Source organism: Streptococcus pacificus (assembly GCF_016481305.1).
Classification (GTDB): Bacteria; Bacillota; Bacilli; order Lactobacillales; family Streptococcaceae; genus Streptococcus; species Streptococcus pacificus.
This window is the reverse complement of sequence record NZ_JAENBO010000007.1, coordinates 18,209-37,226: the sequence shown is the minus strand read 5'-3', so window position 1 is coordinate 37,226 and position 19,018 is coordinate 18,209. Positions and strand designations below refer to the sequence as shown.

General features: G+C 35.5%; 13 protein-coding genes and 2 pseudogenes. 10 read left to right on the top strand and 5 right to left on the bottom strand.

Annotation, left to right across the window (positions count from 1 at the left end; genetic code table 11):
* The first annotated feature begins 113 nt into the window (after positions 1-113).
* The 6 genes from JHK62_RS07255 (at position 114) to JHK62_RS07230 (ending at position 5,358) form a co-directional block, all read left to right on the top strand.
* The gene (locus JHK62_RS07255) at positions 114-443 is read left to right on the top strand and encodes a LytTR family DNA-binding domain-containing protein (RefSeq protein ID WP_199576105.1); all 330 of its coding nucleotides are present in this window, start codon (positions 114-116) and stop codon (positions 441-443) included.
* Between the two features lie 24 nt (positions 444-467).
* On the top strand, positions 468-1,205 hold the full coding sequence (locus JHK62_RS07250; protein WP_199576104.1) for a response regulator transcription factor: 738 nt from the start codon (positions 468-470) through the stop codon (positions 1,203-1,205).
* Positions 1,202-2,539, top strand: a complete 1,338-nt coding sequence (locus JHK62_RS07245) for a GHKL domain-containing protein (protein ID WP_199576103.1) — start codon at positions 1,202-1,204, stop codon at positions 2,537-2,539. Before JHK62_RS07250 ends, JHK62_RS07245 begins: the two co-directional genes overlap by 4 nt.
* A gap of 253 nt (positions 2,540-2,792) precedes the next feature.
* Entirely contained in the window at positions 2,793-3,533 is a 741-nt protein-coding gene (locus tag JHK62_RS07240) for an amino acid transporter (protein ID WP_199576102.1), read from the top strand.
* A 178-nt stretch (positions 3,534-3,711) separates the two neighbouring features.
* Positions 3,712-4,584: an ABC transporter ATP-binding protein gene (locus JHK62_RS07235; protein ID WP_199576101.1), complete on the top strand. Its 873-nt coding sequence runs from the start codon at positions 3,712-3,714 to the stop codon at positions 4,582-4,584.
* 3 nt (positions 4,585-4,587) lie between these two features.
* Positions 4,588-5,358, top strand: a complete 771-nt coding sequence (locus tag JHK62_RS07230; protein ID WP_199576100.1) for a hypothetical protein — start codon at positions 4,588-4,590, stop codon at positions 5,356-5,358.
* 75 nt (positions 5,359-5,433) lie between these two features.
* Here JHK62_RS07230 and JHK62_RS07225 read toward each other — a convergent pair.
* A pseudogene (locus tag JHK62_RS07225) lies at positions 5,434-7,556 on the bottom strand (heavy metal translocating P-type ATPase).
* A 261-nt stretch (positions 7,557-7,817) separates the two neighbouring features.
* Here JHK62_RS07225 and JHK62_RS07220 point away from each other — a divergent pair.
* Positions 7,818-8,045: a PF20097 family protein gene (locus JHK62_RS07220; RefSeq protein WP_199576099.1), complete on the top strand. Its 228-nt coding sequence runs from the start codon at positions 7,818-7,820 to the stop codon at positions 8,043-8,045.
* A gap of 134 nt (positions 8,046-8,179) precedes the next feature.
* On the opposite strand, the gene JHK62_RS07215 is transcribed toward JHK62_RS07220, so the two are convergent.
* From JHK62_RS07215 to JHK62_RS07205, 3 genes are all read right to left on the bottom strand, one after another.
* Positions 8,180-8,779: a hypothetical protein gene (locus tag JHK62_RS07215; protein ID WP_199576098.1), complete on the bottom strand. Its 600-nt coding sequence runs from the start codon at positions 8,777-8,779 to the stop codon at positions 8,180-8,182.
* A gap of 272 nt (positions 8,780-9,051) precedes the next feature.
* Entirely contained in the window at positions 9,052-12,195 is a 3,144-nt protein-coding gene (locus tag JHK62_RS07210; RefSeq protein ID WP_199576097.1) for an LPXTG cell wall anchor domain-containing protein, read from the bottom strand.
* Between the two features lie 278 nt (positions 12,196-12,473).
* Positions 12,474-12,989: a class IV adenylate cyclase gene (locus tag JHK62_RS07205; RefSeq protein WP_199576096.1), complete on the bottom strand. Its 516-nt coding sequence runs from the start codon at positions 12,987-12,989 to the stop codon at positions 12,474-12,476.
* 132 nt (positions 12,990-13,121) lie between these two features.
* On the opposite strand from JHK62_RS07205, the gene JHK62_RS07200 reads away from it, so the two are divergent.
* The 3 genes from JHK62_RS07200 to JHK62_RS07190 all read left to right on the top strand — a co-directional run bounded on the left by JHK62_RS07200 (position 13,122) and on the right by JHK62_RS07190 (position 18,645).
* Positions 13,122-15,017: a M13 family metallopeptidase gene (locus JHK62_RS07200; protein WP_199576095.1), complete on the top strand. Its 1,896-nt coding sequence runs from the start codon at positions 13,122-13,124 to the stop codon at positions 15,015-15,017.
* Positions 15,018-15,030: 13 nt separating this feature from the next.
* Positions 15,031-15,921, top strand: a complete 891-nt coding sequence (locus tag JHK62_RS07195; protein ID WP_199576094.1) for a diacylglycerol/lipid kinase family protein — start codon at positions 15,031-15,033, stop codon at positions 15,919-15,921.
* A 225-nt stretch (positions 15,922-16,146) separates the two neighbouring features.
* Positions 16,147-18,645 (top strand): Spy0128 family protein, encoded by a 2,499-nt coding sequence (locus JHK62_RS07190; protein WP_199576093.1) that lies wholly within the window; start codon positions 16,147-16,149, stop codon positions 18,643-18,645.
* 62 nt (positions 18,646-18,707) lie between these two features.
* Here the strand turns inward: JHK62_RS07190 and JHK62_RS07185 are convergent.
* Positions 18,708-18,914 (bottom strand): annotated as a pseudogene (locus tag JHK62_RS07185) (transposase); the annotation flags it as partial.
* Between the last annotated feature and the right edge of the window lie 104 nt (positions 18,915-19,018).

Here is a 19,018-nt window from a genome sequence, read left to right as displayed (position 1 = left end):
TAATGAATGGTGTCTGATTACCGTTCGTTATCACTTAATAACCATTTATGACATTCTAATGGGCTATCGTACTTTCCTTTGTTATGATTTAAAAAATCATAAGGGAGGACATGATGGACTATATTTTTGTTAAAAAAGATAAAATAAATGTTAAAATTAATATAACTGATATTTTATACATTGGGACGATAGAAAATCGTCCTAGGGTTTTAGAATTTGTCACCGATAAAGAGACTTATCAATCGTATGGGCAACTAAAAGCTATTGAAGCCATGACAGCTTTATCGCTTAAGCGTTGTCATAGAAAATATCTTGTCAATTTAAGACGGATAAAGGCGATCGATAGTCTCAATCGTCAAATAATATTTGATAATCCTTTCATTAGTCCGATAGACTGTTCAAGAAGAAACATGAAGGGTATTTTGAGAGAGTGGAAAAAGTGATAATAAATAAGAGGTGGTAGAATAATGCTAAATATTTTTGTTTTAGAAGATGATTTTTTTCAGCAAACACGTTTAGAAACAGCGATTAAAAGAAGTATGTCTGTTAATGGTTTGAAGTATAGGCACCTAGAAATATTTGGGAAACCGCAACAGCTTTTAGAAGCCATCACAGAAACAGGAAACCATCAATTTTTCTTTTTAGACATTGAGATTAAAGGAGAAGAGAAAAAAGGAATGGAGATTGCTAGAGAAATTAGAGCCAAAGACCCTAGTGCTTCGATTGTTTTTGTAACAACTCACTCAGAGTTTATGCCGGTTACTTATAAATACAGAGTGTCAGCCTTAGATTTTATTGATAAGGGCTTAAGTGATGATGATTTTCAAGAGGCGATATCCTCAGTATTATTGCATGCTGCAAAAAATGTCAATCAAACAGTTGCTGCAGACTCTTTTCGGTTTAAGTCAGCCCACTCTCAGATTCAAGTGCCTTTTTCAGATATTTTATATTTTGAGACATCCTCTACTATTCACAAAGTTGTTTTAACGACTAAAAAAGGACACATGGAGTTTTATGGTAAGGTCTCTGATATCGCTAAAGCTGATAAGCGACTCTATCAAAGTCATAGAGCCTATGTTGTCAATCCAGAAAATGTGGTGAAGATTGATCGCCAAAATCATCTGGTTTTTTTTGAAAATGATGACTCTTGTCTTGTATCGCGGTTAAAACTGAAAGGATTGATTGAAAGGGTTGAAAAGAGATGACGTTAGAATTTGAAGGTATATTTTTCATTAGTTGGATTTTTAGACTATTGATTTTATCCTATGTTACTAATCAAAGATTAAATCCTTATTTTTTATCACTCCCTTTTATTTTTTTGGGAATTTATGCTCTTAACTATGACCTTGTTTTTTGGGGAGAGATTCTTTTCTTACCGATCGCTCTCTTTTTTGTAAGACGAAAATATCATTGGAATTGGATTAAGTATCTTTTCTATAGTTTATTTCCCTATGTTTTTTTTGAAATATTTGGTAATTTTTCAAATCTCTACAATCGCTTTTTGTTTCAACTATCACCGGACCAATGGTATGATTTTTATTGGTCTGAGTGGATTGATAATATTTTAGCAGTAGCTCTCTGCTTTGGCTTTCTAAAGCTATTTAGAATTGATTTTAAGGAGATTAATGATCGCCTAGACTATCAAAAGGACTTGCAAAAACTCTTTAAGGTTTTTAATAGTTCTTTGATCGCATATGCCTTATCTACATATACAATCGCAAATTTAATTTTTTTGATGGAAGGTAATCAATTTTCCACCTCTATTGATTTGGTATACCTTAGAAGACATTTGTTAAATTTTTATTTTATTTTTATTATTGGAATTGTCTTTCAAATAAACTATCTTGCCAAGAAAAATAGAGAAAGAGAATTAGCTGAGAGAAAAGACAACCAGATAAAGGATTTAACGTCTTATAGTCAACATATTGAAGCCTTGTATAAGGAAATTAGAAGTTTTAGGCACGACTACACCAATATTTTAGTTAGCTTTAATGAAGCGATTAAAAGTAAGAATATAGAGTCAATAGAAATGATTTACAAATCAGTGTTAGCAGAATCAGATAAAAAGTTTAATCAAAGTAAGTATGATATTGCTCATCTTTCCAACTTAAATAACACTGCTATGAAGAGTTTGGTATCAGCAAAGTTGATTGAGGCACAAAGCCAAGAGATAAATATTTTTGTTGAGGTACCTGACCCGATCGATGTCCCTAAGATGGAATTAGTTGACTTTCTAACCATTCTTTCGATCTTTTTGGATAATGCCATTGAAGCAAGTCGGATGTCTGACAAAACAATGCTTCGTTTTGCTTATTTTGCAGCAGCCAATCAGAAGATTTTAGTGATTGAAAATAGCACATCTGAGGAAAAGGTAAACACTAAGGAAATTTTTCAGTATGGCATTTCCACCAAAGGTTCTGATAGGGGGATTGGATTGTCAAATGTTAAAAATATTTTGTCTAAATACCCAGATATTAGCTTAAATACCACGAGTTCAAACCATACCTTCACTCAAGAATTAATAATGAACCAAGATTAATGTTATCAGTGGTTTAACTAACCATAATTAATCGATAAAGAGGATCAAATTTGCTTTGGTCTTTTTTTGTATAGTTCGTTATTAGAAGGTCATAAGAAGCTGATAATCAACTGTTCATTACAAAAAACAGGCTATTCATTAGAATCAACCAGTTTCTTTTTTTGTTTGTTGTATACTTATTCTTGTAAAAGCGAGAAAGGAAAGGGATAAGTAACAATAACTATCTTAATGATAGCAATAGTAGAGGTGACATATGGACTTTTTTAAACCAGTTTTTAAATCAATCTTCAATCGAAGAGATGTGAAAATATTCTTAGCATTTATCTTTTTACCAATATTGGTTCCCATTATGGCAGAATTTATGGATGGGTTGAACCCAAAATTAACAAGTAATTTTTTAGCCTTTCTAGACTCAGCAGTGAGCACTCAGTTTCGCTTTGTCTTACCTGTCTTATTATTTTCGTTGGTCATATCATCCGTCTTTAGAGACGAGATTGATTCAGGAATAATGTTTTTATACAAAGATATTAACCGAACAAAAATTTTTAATGCCAAGTTTATCAGCCTAATCGCTATTTATGGTCTGTTTTTTATCGGCACCGTTTTAACAAGTCTAGTTGCCTACTATGGCCTTATGGCTCCTAAAGGAATGGTGGCCACTCATCTTATTTCAGAAAACTCGTCAGAAGTGGTATCAACGCTGTTTTCGTTGTTAACAACCTTGGGCTTAAATGTTATTACAATTGCTTTAGTTGTCATGGTTTCGATTTCTTCAAAGACCGTTCAATCAGTATTAACAGGTGTCTTCTTTTCACTAGCGTCATCAGTGGCACCCATGTTAATTGGGATTAGATATCTCTTTCCTAACGGTTATGTCAAACTTTTGGCAACGCATTTTTCTCTGGCAGTGATTTTATCTGTGATAATTTCTGTTAGCTACTTTATCTTTTTTTACATTAAAGGCAAAAATAAATTTAAAAAGATAGAATTTTAGAACTTTTCCTTAACTAGAGAATTGAATACTGTTCTTAGTTAAGTGACCCTTGAGTCATTGTTTTTAATCTCTATCTGTCAATCATTTAATAAGAAGAAATTAACATGAGCTTACTGTTAGTAGTTAAAACACTAGCTTATCCATTGCTCTCACAAAAATTCTAAGAAAGGCTGGCAACATGCTTAAAATCGAAAATCTTTCAAAAAAATTCGCTGGGAATGATTTTTATTCCCTCTCAGATGTTTCTCTTGAAATAGGAAAAGGAGAAATTGTTGGTCTAATTGGTAAAAATGGTGCAGGAAAGTCAACGTTGATGAAAATGATGGCTAAATCGCAAAAACCAACCTCAGGGACAATTACTTACAAGGGAATTGACATCAACAGTCAAGATAATGTTCTAGAGGATTTTGGGATTATGATTGATACTGTCTTTTATCCGGAAATGTCTGTCATTGATAATTTGAAATTTTACTTGAAATTACATGGAAAAAAAGACTTATATTCTAATATCGAAAAAACTTTAAAACTAGTTGAGCTTTGGGAAGCAAGAAATAGAAAGCCTAAAGGCTTCTCATTTGGTATGAAGCAACGAACAGCTTTAGCCATTGCCTTGGTTGCTGAGCCTGATTTTCTCATCTTAGACGAACCATTTGTCGGTCTAGATCCTATTGGTGTTCAAAAACTCATTGATATTTTAAAACAATGGTCTAGTGAACGTCAGATTTCGATGTTAATCTCTAGTCATCAATTGGGAGAATTAGAAGCTTTATGTAATCGATACGTTTATATAGAACGAGGGGAACTGGCTGAATCATTTGAAGGAAAAACACAACCAAGTGTGGTGGTTCACTTAGTGCCAAATAGTAACAAAGAGCTGTTGTTAAATTACTTAAGTGCTACCATTACATTAGAAAAAAATCAACTAGAGATTTCATCAGCTAATGATAGTGCCTCCCTCAACGCCATTTTTAGTGTTTTGGCAACTAATAATCTGATTGACTCTATTGAAGTGAAAGAAAATCACCTGAAAGAAGTATTTATGAAAGGATAGATTATGAAGCAAATTTTTTCAGCTGTATTTGAGTCAGTGTGGAAACGTAAGGAAACGAAACTATTTTTGGCCTTTAGCTTATATCCTCTGATTTATTTAGTTACCTCATTTTTTGGACAATCTAATTTCATGCAAATCGCGAATGCAGATGGTATAAAAGTTGGTTATCTTGATTTTGCGGACATGATGTTGAATTCGATGGATATGCTGATTTTACCGACATTAGCCCTATATTTCTTAACCATTTCAGTTTTTAGAAGAGAGACTGATGATCATACGATGTTTCTCTATAAGGATCTTAATCGCAAAATGATTTATATGGCCAAATATTTTAGTCTTATTATCATTTTAATCTTATATTTTGCCCTATTCTTTTTGACATCACTATTTGTACACTACACTCGAGTTGCTCATCTGGATTTTGGAACAGCTCGTTTCACGTCAGACACCTTGTACTATACCTTGTTTGCGCTACTTAGCATGTTTACAATCTTCTTAAAAGGAATCGTCTCTATTTCGATTGCCTCTCTAGTGTCTCTTCGTTTTGGAACGGGAGCTACTATGACAACAGCCATTGTTTTCACCTTGATAATGATGATTATGCCGATGGTTGGAGGCCCAATGGCGACTCTTTTTCCAAGCGGGTATAAGCAATTTATAGAAACGGTTCCTGATATGTGGATAGGAGTGGTGGGTCCTATAGTGATTACCTTGATTTATGCGGCCCTTTGTAATAGTTTAAGCCTAAAGAAATTTAAACAGTTAGAATTTTAATGATGAATAAAAAATGATGACAAAACTTATTTTAAAAAATAAAAAGCTGACGTTGATTAAAACGTCAGTCTTTTTTTAGTTTTCTTTGATTTTTAGCGTCATGGCATTGATAGCAACAATGACTGTTGAAAAAGACATTAAAATTGCTCCTACGGCAGGATTTAGCGTGAAGCCAAATGGTGCTAAAATACCAGCAGCTAGTGGGATAGTGATGAGATTATAGCCGGCTCCCCACCAGAGATTTTGAATCATTTTACGATGTGTTTGTTTGGCTAAATCAACAAAATGCAGGATATCTTCAGGGTTACTATTGGTGAGGACAACGTCTGCTGAGTCAATAGCGATGTCTGTGCCAGCACCGATGGCAATACCAACACTTGCTCTTGCTAAACTAGGCGCATCGTTAATCCCATCACCAACCATAGCGGCTTTTTTACCACTGGCAACGTAGCTTGCAATCTGTTGTTCCTTTTCTGTTGGCAGTAATTCTGAAAAGTAATTGGTAATGCCAAGATACTGAGCCACTTTTGTAGCTGATTCTTGGTTATCTCCCGTTAACATGATGGGAGTGATCTGTCTTTGTTTTAAGGATTGAATGAAAGGAAGTGCTTCAGGTTTAATGGTATCTCCAAGGGCAATCAGTCCAACCAATTTGTCATCAATGATAATAAAACTAAGCGTGTAACCTTGTTCTTGATACTTGCTTAAACGATCATTTGGTACCACATATTGTAAGTTTTCTAACTCTTTTTGATTAACGATTTTAACGGTTTTTCCTTGAACCTTTCCGAAAATCCCTTTGCCAGATAAATTGTCGGTGTGATCCGTAGAGTAGCTCGTAATGTTCTCTTTTTGGAGATAGGTCATAATGCTTTTAGCAATCGGATGGTTAGAGTTTTTTTCTAAGGCACCAGTATAGGCAAGAATGTCTGCTAACGTCATATCAGCGAGTGCTTCAACGGCAACAACTTCAAAAGCACCTTTAGTGAGTGTTCCTGTTTTATCAAGAAAGATAGCATCTAAGTGGCTAGCTGTTTCTAAAGCCATTCTTTTTTTGAGTAGTAAACCATTTTGAGCTGCTAGAGTTGTTGAACGAGAAACTACTAATGGAATAGCAAGTCCTAGTGCGTGCGGACAGGCAATAATAAGAACTGTAACTGTGTATTGAAGGGCGGTAGGGACGTCGGTTAAGAGTGACCAAATGATAAAAGTGATTAGACCGACACTGGTTGCAATGTAAAAGAGCCACTTGGCAACACGGTCAGAAAGGATTTCTAAGCGTGATTTATCATTTTGTGCTTGTTGTACAAGTTGCATGACTTGAGCTAAAAAGCTATCGTCCCCAGCTGAAGTCACTTTAATGGTGAGAAGACCATCTCCATTAATGGCTCCCCCAATGACGTGATCGTTTTCTTTTTTAACCACACCTTTTGATTCACCACTAATAGCCGATTCGTCAATAAGGCTTTCTCCTGAAATAATGAGACCATCTGCAGGGATTTTCGCACCTGATTTGACAAGGAGGACATCATTTTGTTGGACATCTGTTATAGCAATCGTTTCTTCTTTACCATTAGTTAGTCTGATCACCTCATCAGGCAATAAGGCAGCTAATTTTTGAAGAGATGAGCTGGCATTTGAGATGGCAGACATTTCAATCCAATGCCCTAGAAGCATGATGACAACAAGGCTGGCTAATTCCCAGAAGAAGTCCATGAGATGTTCTTGTTGACCAAAAGTGTTCATGAAAAAAGCATACATGGAGTAGAGATAGGCCACGCTAATTCCCATGGCAATGAGTAACATCATGCCTGGGGCTTTTGCTTTTATTTCATCCTTACCACCAGTTAAAAAAGCTGACCACCATAAAAATAAATAATAGTAGAAAGTAGTGCAACGATCCAATCAGAGCCCGCAAAATGAAACTGGAAAGGAAGATCATAACCCATAAAAGAGGCTAAAAAGATGATGGGAATGGCTAGTACCAGAGTTACCCAGAATTTTTGTTTGAATTGTAAGATGTGATGAGAATGGTCATGTCCATGCCCCATATGCTCATGCCCGTGTTCCATGTGTCCATCGTGCATATGGTCGTTCCCCATGTGTTCATGATTCATATGTTCGTGGTGCATACGGTCATGTTCAGCATGTTCATGTATCATATCTTCATGCTTATGATTTATATGCTCGTGGCGCATATCATCATGTTCTGTATGCTTTTTGTTATCCAACCTAAATACCTCCTTTTGTCTAGAAAAACTTTGTTAATTTATTATAGACTACAAATGTAGATTTATCAACTGTTTTATTTTTTGTTGAAAAGTATGAAAAAAGTCTTTTTATTGAAAAAAGACCTTATAACGGATAAAAATAATAAAAATCTTTAAATATCAAGACAAATGTATTGTTAGCGCTGCCTTTTTATGATATTCTTAAATTATAAAAAGGAGGAGTTATATATGGAATGTCCAAAATGTCACAAAGAAATGACCCAAGGCTTCATTTATGGTGATCGTTATGCCTTGAAATGGAGTCCAGCTGATAAAAAAGCTTTGGGTGGTATATGGGTAACAGATGGTATCAAATTAAAAACTAACACAAAATTACTGGGAAGACCAAAGACAGTTACTTTTGCTTGTGATACTTGTGACCATCTGATTATTGACTTAAATACAGAACGCGCTTAATAATAATAAGCTAATTCGTTTACTATTTAAAACTCTCTAGTGAATAAATAACACCTCAACCGTTAGACATAACATCTAATGGTTGAGGTGTTTTTCTTTGATTGTAAGTAAAGAAATTAAAAGAATTAACTAGTTTATTCAAAACCAAATGCTTTTTTAGAAGTCAGCAACCAATTGCCATCCTCTTGTTTAGTAAATTTTAGTTCAATGTATTTGGAGTTCATATTATCATAAATAACTTCTAAGTAAGTGACATCTCCAGAAGACAATTCGTGTTTAGACGTTGGTTCTCCAAATTGCTTTACAATATCATCATAGTTTGAAGCAACCACGTCAGATTGGCTTTCTACGACAGTAAGATTATCGTAATCTTCTTTTGTCCATTTGAAATTTTCTTCAGTGTTTTTTTCAATGGTCTCAAGTTGTTCGTTTTTTTCATTAATTAAATCATGAAACGACTTTTTGTGAAACCATTGAGTACCTAAAACAATCGCAAGTGTCAAAATAGAAAACAATAAACTTAATATAGACAGCGTTTTCTTTCTGTTGCGATTAAGTGCTAAAGCACTAATAGCTACCATTAATGCTATTAGTGTGAGAATGCGTGCTATAGTAATGAATTTACGAACCCATATATTGAGTATATTTAATATGATAATAATAACTAGTACTATGGTTATTGTCACTAGTGATAGAGCTAGTAGCGCAATCCCTTTTTTCTCATTTTTGTTCATTATTTCAATTTCCTTGTTAGCTTTTATCTCAATTAGAGTTGGTATTATTTCCAAAATAAACGGTAGTTATTTTAATGGCCAAATCTATAATTACTATTATTTTAACATGATTTCAAAAATTCTACATGATATCTTGTTGTTGTCCCTTTATCCACAAAAATAGGATAAAAGATAAGGTAATCATTGTGATGAATAATTACCTTATCAACTATTTTATTGAAAAGCTTTGAGAAGCTTAATAACTAAGAGATGACTGTTGTTATGTCGGGAGATTATTCGTATTCTTTTTTCCATTTGAAGGCTAAAAGACCAGAGCTAGCTGTTGCTGCTAGACCGATTAATCCCCAAACAACGGTCGTTTCATCACCTGTATTTGGTAGAGTAGCCGCTGTTGGTTGACTTGCCATAGGTTGATTACTGATCGCCATTTGAGTATGGTGATGTTCAATAACCGTCACATCATTATCAGGCGTTTCTGCCAATACTTTAAAGTCTGTGAGTTCACCACGCAAGATAGCGTTACTTACCCAGCGATAGAAGTAGAGGGTGTGAAGTTTATTCATTGGATTGCCGGCATAGACAAATAGTGGCTGATCCATGTAAGTACCATCAATTGCCATGATTTGTCCCTTAACAGCATCGTGACCTGGCCACCAACCTGAAATGTAAAAATCATTATCAGGTGACACTGATAGCAATTGTTTGAAGGTTGGAGGTAGTGATTTAATCCAGCTACCTGAGTTAGAGTAGACAAGATCGTTGGCACGATAACCACTAGAGAGTGGATTGGTTTTATCAACAAGAGCTCTTAGGAGACCTTCATAGGAGTTACCGTTATCCAGTGTTTCAGCATCAAAACCATCTAAGACACCAAGTCTTTCAAGTTTTCTCATGGCAGAGCCACCAATAATAAGGGTTGGTTTTTTACCAAGCAGGTCCTTATCAAATTGATTGCTATCCAAAACAAGAACATCTGCCTCATCAAGGCTATCAACAATTTCAAATCCCATTTGAGTGAGCGATAAGGTTGCTTCAGAAACAGAAGGATAACCAAGACTTCTATTTGGATTACCTGGAGCATAGATTTTCATTGGTTTAAGTGGGATACCCATTGGTTCTTTGTTATAAAGAGGTGTTCCCAACAAGGCAAAATCAGTTAATAAACGACTAAAATCAGGCGTTTTTACAACATAACCATCAGTCGTTAAGAAAACTTTTCCTCCTTGTTTTAAGAGAGTATTAACTGCTTGAATGCTACTGAGAGAATTGTTATGAATCATATAGTAGCTTGCTTTTGGATCAACAACAGATCTAGGAGCCATTTGATGCGTTGGTTGCCCTAGTACATCTTTAAAGAGGTTTTCACTAAAGACAGCTTCTGCTTTAAATCCTCTCATAGCAGGGAAATTCATGACTACTTCTGCGTACATTTCTGGCCAAGCAGATTCATCATTTCCTTTGTAGAGAACGTGATTAGCATAGCCACGTTTTGCTTGCGCCATGTCAATAACGAGGTCACCTTTTTGATAGTTGCCAACATCTTTGGTTAATTCATTAACGATAACACCATTGCGTTTTAAATAAGCAATCATCTCAAAAGCTTGTTGACTATCACTTTCTTTTGAAAGTCCCATTGGAATAACATAATAGTCTGGGAAGAACTTAGGATTGTCTCCCTTAGGGCGGCCAACAACATTGCCATTAGGATCAATAAATTGATTTTCAGCTTTTTTATCTTCAATCTTATTGATGCCTCTGAGGTAATAGTTAAGGCGGTTCGTTGTAATCTCATCTTTATTTTGGATATTGTAGTTGATACCAGCTAAAACGGCTGCATAGCCTGCATAGAAGGATTCTTGGTTCATCTCAGGAATCTCAACGGTATGGCCTAACACCCCATGGTGCATAGAGTAAACGGCAGTATAGCCTGAGAAGGCATCATCCCAACCAGCACCATAATCAAGTCTTGGGATGATAAAGCTAGTGTATTTGGAGCTAGAAATACCAGCAGTACCCATTGTTTTTGCTTGTTCAAGCATGGTTTTTTCTAATAAATCATACTCAAAGTTAAGATCATGTGGCGGTGTCGCAGGTTCGATTAAAAATTCTTTAACAAAGCCGTGAATATCATATAATGATGCAGGGTTCCATTTTGAAATTTGAGCAGCAATGGCGCGTGTTTCTGGATTGGCTTGATATCCGGCATCTCTATTAGGGTCAATACCGTTAGCTAAGGAACGAGTATTTAATAGATCACCATCAGGATTTTCGGTGAAGTTAAAGATTAAAATAGCGTGTTTAAGCAAATCCTTAACGTTCAATAAGACAGATACCTTATTTTGATTGGCATCTAGTGTTTGGTAACTAACGGTGTCTTTGGTAGCAAAATCATTAAAGAGAAAGGCAATGATATCAATACCAGGTTGCTCATCAGCATGAGTGTTGTTGATGATAATAGGAACCTTATAATCAAGTTTCCCATCAGCAATTTGTTTGATAAGACTAGCTGGGTCCTGCAACATTTGAGGTGTAAAATGATCAAGGTAATCTGAGATGTCGGTTTCTTTATCAGCAACAATACCCATTCTCAAATCTCGTCCTTGAGCACTCTTACCAATAATTTCTAAACCAACGTAACGATCATTAGCATGATCAGCCATGGTATTATCTACGAAGGCCACCATTTCTTCATAGGTTTGATAGCTTTGATATGGTCGAAAAACGAGTGGTTTTTGAGCGATGAGTTCACCAGCGGCATTACGACCTTCTAAAACATAGGTTCCCATATAATCACGGAAACTTCTTCTGATATTATTTGGCCAACGGAGCCCCAAATCCTCTCCTAAAAGTGGTTTGATTGTGAGATTGGCTTGATACTGATCGTTAGCAGTTTGAACATCAGAGACATTGAGTAATTGTTCTCCCGTAAAGGTGCCATCTTCAATAACATAAGTTTTATCAGGCAGACCATTTATTTGCCAATTTATCTCTGTTTCAGGTGTTTTAAGAGTAATAGTGACGTCATTTGCTTCTGAAAGATAAACCGTTTGTTCTTCTAATGTGATAGGTGCCACTGCCTCTTGTTCAGCTATAGGCGCTTCTTCAACAATAGCGACTTCTGAAACAGGCTCGTTTTGAAGGGCAGTTTCTATTTGTGGGGCACTGGTATCAACGGCAGTTTTTAAAGGTGCCTCTTGTTCAGTGCTTTCTGCGTTAGGGGTGAATTCAGCAGCTTGTTCAACATTAATATGATTATCAGTTGGTTCAGATGGTTTTTCTATCTGCGTAGTTGTAGCAACAGATGGTTGCTCATCATTTGCTTGAACAGGGGTAATAATCCCTTCTGCCATTAAGGCTAATAAGAATGATGCCGATAGGCCTACAATGCTTTTAGGTAAACGTCGTTTTTTCACCATGAAATATCCTCCTTTAAGTTAAAATTAAGCTGAATTCACTTGTATTTTAACATTAAAAGCGCTTACATTATGTGATAGAATTAACAGTTAAATAGTTGATTTAACTGTTAATTATTAAAAAGTATGATAAGCTATAATCCTTTTCTATCAGTAGGATTAACCTTAAAATAGTGGTGTCAGACAAAAATAGCGTGATTAGTTTATTGTGGTTTCTAGCTATTATTAATATAGGCAACTAGAAAGTGAAACGTCTGGACACTTTTGTTCCAGACGCTTTTTTATTTATTCTGTTTTAACAAATCAATATAGGCAATGGAAACATAATCTTCATCCGGGATAGCTAGTTTTTTAAGAATAACATCTACCTTTTCTTGCGCTTGTGCTAGTGGCTCATCATCCAAAACCATGTATTCTAATTCAACAAAATCACCAAGGTTCTTAACATGGTCTAAATGAAAGCGGACATTATCTTTTAGAAATAGCAGGCGCGTCTTTTCAACAACCCCAACTCGTCCCAAAACCATTCCTAAAAACCAGTCCAGTAATTTTGGTTGCGCAATCTGCCATACTTTGTAGTTGGAGAGTTTTGCAGTTGAGTGGTCTGGGCGCTGATAAAAAATCAACTCATTTTCTTTATCATTAATTTGACGAAATTTGAGGCGACCAAAAAAGCAATGGTAAAAGGTGTCACGTTGATTTAGAATAACCGGTTCAACTTTTGTTAATTGATAAAATAATTGTTTTGTTTTTTGATAATCAGCGATGCGTGCCTTCATTTCGATATTTTTTGCCAAGATAATTATCCTTTCACTTTTAATCAGTATACCATAGGCTGTATTTTATTGAAATAATAAGTATTTAGTATGCGTTTTATGCCCTTTTTTGATAAAATAGAAAATAATATTAATAGAAATTGAGGTCGATATATGGTTCGATTACAAGATGATTTTTACAATGGTGTCAACGGAGAGTGGATTGAGACTGCCGTGATACCAGATGATAAGCCAGGAACAGGTGGTTTTTATGACTTGGCAGATGATATTGAAAAGCTCATGCTTAAAACAACTGATGGTTGGTTAGAGGGCAAAGACATCCCTAACGATGCTATTTTAAAAAACTTTGTCAAATTCCATCACCTAATCTCTGATTTTGAGACAAGAGAAAAACTAGGGGTTGCTCCTGCTATGCCTCTTATCAAAGAATATCAGGAAATGACAAGTTTTGAAGAGTTTACTCAAAAGCTTGCAAGTCTTGAGATGCAAGGTAAACCCAACTTAATGCCATTTGGTACTTCACCAGATTTTATGGATGCAAGAATTAATGTACTTTGGGCTTATGCTCCTGGAACCATTTTACCGGATACCACCTTCTATGATGAGGATAATGAAAGAGGAAAAGAATTACTGGCAATATGGCGTAAAAACAAGGAAAAATTGTTGCCTTTATTTGGTTTTTCAGAAGCAGAAATAAAAGATATGTTAGATAAGATGATTGCTCTTGATGCCAAGCTAGCTAAGTACGTCTTATCAAGTGAAGAATCATCTGAATATGCCAAGTTATATCACCCTTATGAATGGTCTGACTTTACCAAGTTAGTACCAGAACTCCCTTTGGATGACTTTTTCAAAGAAATTTTAGGCCAAGTACCAGATAAGATTATTGTTCCCGAGGAACGTTTCTGGACAGAATTTGCTAATGAATTTTACTCAGAAAAGAACTGGCCTGCTTTAAAGGCGGTATTGCTTTCTGGTGCAGCACTTAACTGGACCTCTTACCTAACAGATGAGATTCGTGTCTTATCAGGCGAGTACCAACGTGCGATTTCAGGAACACCTCAAGCGATGGACAAGAAAAAAGCAGCCTATTATCTTGCTCAAGGGCCATATAACCAAGCACTTGGCTTGTGGTATGCCGGTGAAAAATTCTCCCCTGAGGCTAAGGCTGATGTTGAGAAAAAAGTGGCAACTATGATTCAAGTTTATAAGGATCGTTTAGAAAAAAATGACTGGCTACAAGAGGAAACACGCCAAAAAGCCATCACTAAACTTAATGTGATTACACCGCATATCGGCTATCCAGAAGAATTACCTGAAACTTATGCTCAAAAAATCATTGATGATCAGCTTAGTTTGATAGAAAATGCGCAAAAACTAGCTGAAATTTCAATTGCTTATTCTTGGAGCAAGTGGAATAAACCGGTTAATCGTAAGGAATGGCACATGCCTGCTCACATGGTGAACGCTTATTATGACCCACAACAAAATCAAATTGTCTTTCCAGCAGCCATTCTTCAGGAACCATTTTATTCGTTAGAACAAAGCTCGTCTGCTAACTATGGTGGTATCGGTGCAGTGATTGCTCATGAAATCTCCCATGCTTTTGATACTAATGGTGCTTCTTTTGATGAAAATGGTAGTTTGAATGATTGGTGGACAAAAGAGGACTATGCAGCCTTTAAGGAAAGAACAGACAAGGTAGTTGCTCAGTTTGATGGTCAAGAATCTCATGGAGCTAAGGTTAATGGTAAATTAACTGTTTCTGAAAATGTAGCGGACTTGGGTGGTTTAGCTTGTGCTTTAGAAGCAGCCAAAAAAGAAGCAGACTTTTCAGCAGAAGATTACTTTGTCAATTTTGCGAGAATCTGGCGTATGAAAGCACGTGAAGAATACATGCAAATGCTTGCTAGCGTTGACGTTCATGCACCAGGCCATTTGAGGACCAATATTCAGGTAGCCAATTTTGATGATTTCTTTACAACTTTTGATGTAAAAGAAACGGATAATATGTGGCGTGACAAAAAAGACCGTATCATTATTTGGTAATAAAGGAGAAAAAATGAAACGAGTATTATTAGTTGTAAATCCTAGCTCGGGTGGTGAAAAAGCTAAGGAATTTGAAACCCTTGCTAAGGACAAACTTGCGACCTACTTTGATGATGTTGTGGTAAAACACACTAAAAAAGGTGGTGATGCGAAAGATTTTGCCAAAGAAGCAGCAAAAGAAAAATTCGATAGTGTCTTTGTTATGGGTGGTGATGGGACTGTAAATGAAGGAATTAGTGGTCTTGCCGAAGAAGATTATCGTCCTAATTTTGGCTTTTTCCCGTTAGGAACGGTTAATGATTTGGCGCGTGCTTTAGGTATTCCACTAGATCCAGAAGAAGCGATTAATGCGATTGACTTTGACCATTTACACCCCTTAGATATTGGTAAAATCAATGATTCCTACTTTATGAATGTTGTTGCGGTAGGAACAATCCCAGAAGCTATCAACGACGTGGAGTCAGAAGATAAAACCAAACTAGGCAAAATGGCTTACTTTGTGTCAGGATTTAAAAGTTTATTAGACCATCAATCTTATAAATTCAAAGTGTTGGTTGATGGAACTGAAAAAACAATTGAAAGCAGCACCTTGTTAATCGGCTTAACCAATTCGATTGGTGGCTTTGAACATCTCTTACCTGAAGCTGAAGTTAATGATGGGTTAATACATTTTGTTTATTTGAAAGACTCAAATTTATTAGAAACACTTCAGTCTGTTCCAAGTCTTTTGTTTGGTGTCGATAATTCTAATCAACGTATTGGTTATGAAACACCAAAAGAATTAGAGATAGCACTAGAGGAGACTGATGAGCAATTAACTGTCAACGTTGATGGTGATGAAGGTGACCAATTACCCATTACTATTAAAGTCTTACCATCTCATTTGAAGGTCTACAGACCTTAGATTTGATTGATAAGAGTTTGAGAGTTTTAAAAGATTTATGCCAAAAGTGATACTAACTAATCAAAATTTATCACTATAATTATTGGTAAAGCAAATTAAAACTGAGAGGTTAAATTCTTTACTAGAAACCATTTCAATTAGGTATCTTTAATTGAAACTTCTTTAAATCTAAGCTTTTTACTGAAAGCAGGTTTTAAAGTTTACGTTAGAAAGGAACGTAACATAATGAAAAATTTTATAAAAACAGCTCTTGCAGCTTTTCTTACATTTTTAAGTATCATGTTTGTATCAGCTAATACGGTTGAAGCAAAAGAACTAACTCAAGTTGTTTCAGATATTATTATCTGGAATAGCTATAATGATCAAGAACCAAAAAATGCTAATGGTGTATATACTCTAACAACTAATAGTGATTATCAGCTACAAATTGGATTTGATTTGTCTAATTATGGCAATAAGGTGGCAGATGGTGATTACTTTGTTTTGGATATCCCTTCACCAATAGAAGTAAAAAATGAAACAATAGCTTTGCTTGATTCTGATACTGGAATTGAAATTGGAGAGATTGTTGTTGAAAAAGCAGGGGCAACACCAGGTGGTAAAGCAAAGATTACTCTGAAAAACTTAGAAGAGTATAAAGATGTTAAAAAAAGAACCGATATTATAAACATTAAAGGAACATTCTTTGTCACAATGCGTGTCCAAGAATTGTTGAAAGAGGAGAAAGTTACTTTTAATAACATTAAAGAAGGTGGCACTTTGGATGTGATTATCTCTAGTAGAAATCCTTTTCCAAGAGAAGATAATTCAGCAGCAGTGGCCAAAGAAAATCTTGCTAAGTATAGTGGTTTTTTAAATGAAAAGAATGGTCAATTTGTTCATTCTTGGAGAGCCCGTGTTAATGCTTCTCAAAAACCTTATACTTCTCTTGTGATGCATGATCAAATTGATGAAAATGGCGCACCAATGAAATTTATTCCAGAATCATTGGTGGTTACAAGAGGCGACGGTTTAACACAATCTTGGTCCCTTACTAATTTAGAAGTGCTTAAGGAAGGCGAAGGTTATACAATTGTTTATAACGATAACTTAACAGCTTTTGATATTACCTTCACAGATCCAACAAAACCACACTATATTAATTACGACACAACTGCACCTGGAGATGGTTCGACAGTGATTAACACAGCGACACTTACATCAAATGAGGGTGTTGTAAAAATTGTTGATGATAAAGAAGAAACAGTTAGAAGAACATCACGTCTTAGCAAAATCACATCAGGTGGTAACATCATTATTGAAACAGGAAATCGCATTACCATCTATAAGACTGACGAAGAAACCGGAGAACGTTTAGGTGGCGCTATTTTTAAAATTACAAAACCTGATGGTTCAGAAATAATGCTTAAACCAACTGACAGCGATACTGGATTGGTACAATCTCCTGTATTTACTGAGGCTGAAATGGCTGCAGGAGAATTCACTATTACAGAAGTAACAGCTCCAGATGGCTATATCATTACTAGTGACCCTATCAAAGTAAGTGTCTCAGATAAAGGTGCCATTCGTACCATTACCAACAAGAAGAAAGAACCAAAAGCAGTGACATTATCTATTGAGGCAACAAAAAGCTTAACAGGACGTCCTTTGAACGCTGGTGAGTTTGAGTTTGATCTTAAAGATGAGACAGGCACAGTTGTTGCAACAGCTACTAATGATGCAACTGGTAAAATTGTCTTTTCTGATTTGACATTGACTAAGGAAGGGACTTATCAATATACTATAGAAGAAAAAGCTGGTAATCTTGGTGGTGTGACCTATGACAAAACCAGTAAATCTGTGACAGTTGAAGTAACAAAAGTGCCTAATGAAGCTGGAGATGATGCTAACTTTGATGGTAAATTAATGGCTAACATTACTTCTGAAAAACCAACTTTCACAAATGTTTATAATCCTTTAGAAACGAAAGTAGTTATTAAAGCAAGTAAATCATTAGTTGGTCGCAGTTTAAAAGATGAAGAGTTTACCTTTGAACTTAAAGATCAAAATGGACAAGTGGTATCTACAGCTAAAAACTTGGCAGATGGTACCATAACCTTTAATGAGTTAACATTTACCGAAACAGGCGTATTTAATTATACTGTTTCAGAAGTGGCTGGAGCTGCTGAAGGTGTTACTTATGATAACACTATCTACCAAGTTACTATCACAATAACAGACGATGGTAAGGGTAACCTAGTGGCAGTTGTCGATTCAGTTGAAAATCTTCCATTTGAAAATACTTTTGAAACGACAACTACTACGACAACAGAAGAGTCCACTACGACTACTACGACAACAGAAGAGCCCACTACGACTACTTCAACAACACAAGAGCCAACAACAACTACATCAACGACAACACAAGAGCCAACCACGACTACTTCAACGACAACACAAGAGCCAACCACGACTACTTCAACAACAACAACACAAGAGCCAACTACGACTACTTCAACGACAACACAAGAGCCAACTACGACTACTTCAACGACAACGCAAGAGCCCACTACGACTACTTCAACAACAACACAAGAGCCAACTACAACTACTTCAACAACAAACAAAAAACCTAAACTTCCTAAAACAGGAGAAACTAACAATAGTTGGCTTATCATTTTTGGGATAGTAATTATCAGTCTTTCAGGGATATTTATTTATAGAAAACAAAAAAACAAAAACTAATTTCTATTAACAATATCAGATTATAAAAGAGCTCGTTGTCAACTGTGTTGAGTGACTAGTCATCAAGTTCGAGAGAGAATCAAATTGGTTCTCTCTTTTTTATTCAAAGTAATGAGAATTTTTGTTTTAAAATTGTTAAAGTTTCTGAAATCAAAAGCTTGTCTTTTGATGTCCTTGATTAATTTATTAGTCACTTCTAGTTTTGTGTTTGGATAAGGAAGCTCAAGTGCATTTGAGAGATATTGAAAGGTTCTAAAGACAGCAGAAAAAGCCCTATAACTTCAGTAGCAGACTTATCCACTACAGATATTATAGAGCTAAAAAAACATCTCTTGATTAACTAATCAAGAGATGTTTTTATATGTATCACTGC

Excerpts from the sequence above, each read along its gene's own strand:
- JHK62_RS07230 (WP_199576100.1), top strand. The coding sequence starts at position 4,588 with ATGAAGCAAATTTTTTCAGCTGTATTTGAGTCAGTGTGGAAACGTAAG.
- JHK62_RS07190 (WP_199576093.1), top strand. The coding sequence starts at position 16,147 with ATGAAAAATTTTATAAAAACAGCTCTTGCAGCTTTTCTTACATTTTTA.
- JHK62_RS07195 (WP_199576094.1), top strand. The coding sequence starts at position 15,031 with ATGAAACGAGTATTATTAGTTGTAAATCCTAGCTCGGGTGGTGAAAAA.
- JHK62_RS07245 (WP_199576103.1), top strand. The coding sequence starts at position 1,202 with ATGACGTTAGAATTTGAAGGTATATTTTTCATTAGTTGGATTTTTAGA.
- JHK62_RS07235 (WP_199576101.1), top strand. The coding sequence starts at position 3,712 with ATGCTTAAAATCGAAAATCTTTCAAAAAAATTCGCTGGGAATGATTTT.
- JHK62_RS07240 (WP_199576102.1), top strand. The coding sequence starts at position 2,793 with ATGGACTTTTTTAAACCAGTTTTTAAATCAATCTTCAATCGAAGAGAT.
- JHK62_RS07210 (WP_199576097.1), bottom strand. The coding sequence starts at position 12,195 with ATGGTGAAAAAACGACGTTTACCTAAAAGCATTGTAGGCCTATCGGCA.
- JHK62_RS07255 (WP_199576105.1), top strand. The coding sequence starts at position 114 with ATGGACTATATTTTTGTTAAAAAAGATAAAATAAATGTTAAAATTAAT.
- JHK62_RS07200 (WP_199576095.1), top strand. The coding sequence starts at position 13,122 with ATGGTTCGATTACAAGATGATTTTTACAATGGTGTCAACGGAGAGTGG.
- JHK62_RS07250 (WP_199576104.1), top strand. The coding sequence starts at position 468 with ATGCTAAATATTTTTGTTTTAGAAGATGATTTTTTTCAGCAAACACGT.
- JHK62_RS07220 (WP_199576099.1), top strand. The coding sequence starts at position 7,818 with ATGGAATGTCCAAAATGTCACAAAGAAATGACCCAAGGCTTCATTTAT.
- JHK62_RS07215 (WP_199576098.1), bottom strand. The coding sequence starts at position 8,779 with ATGAACAAAAATGAGAAAAAAGGGATTGCGCTACTAGCTCTATCACTA.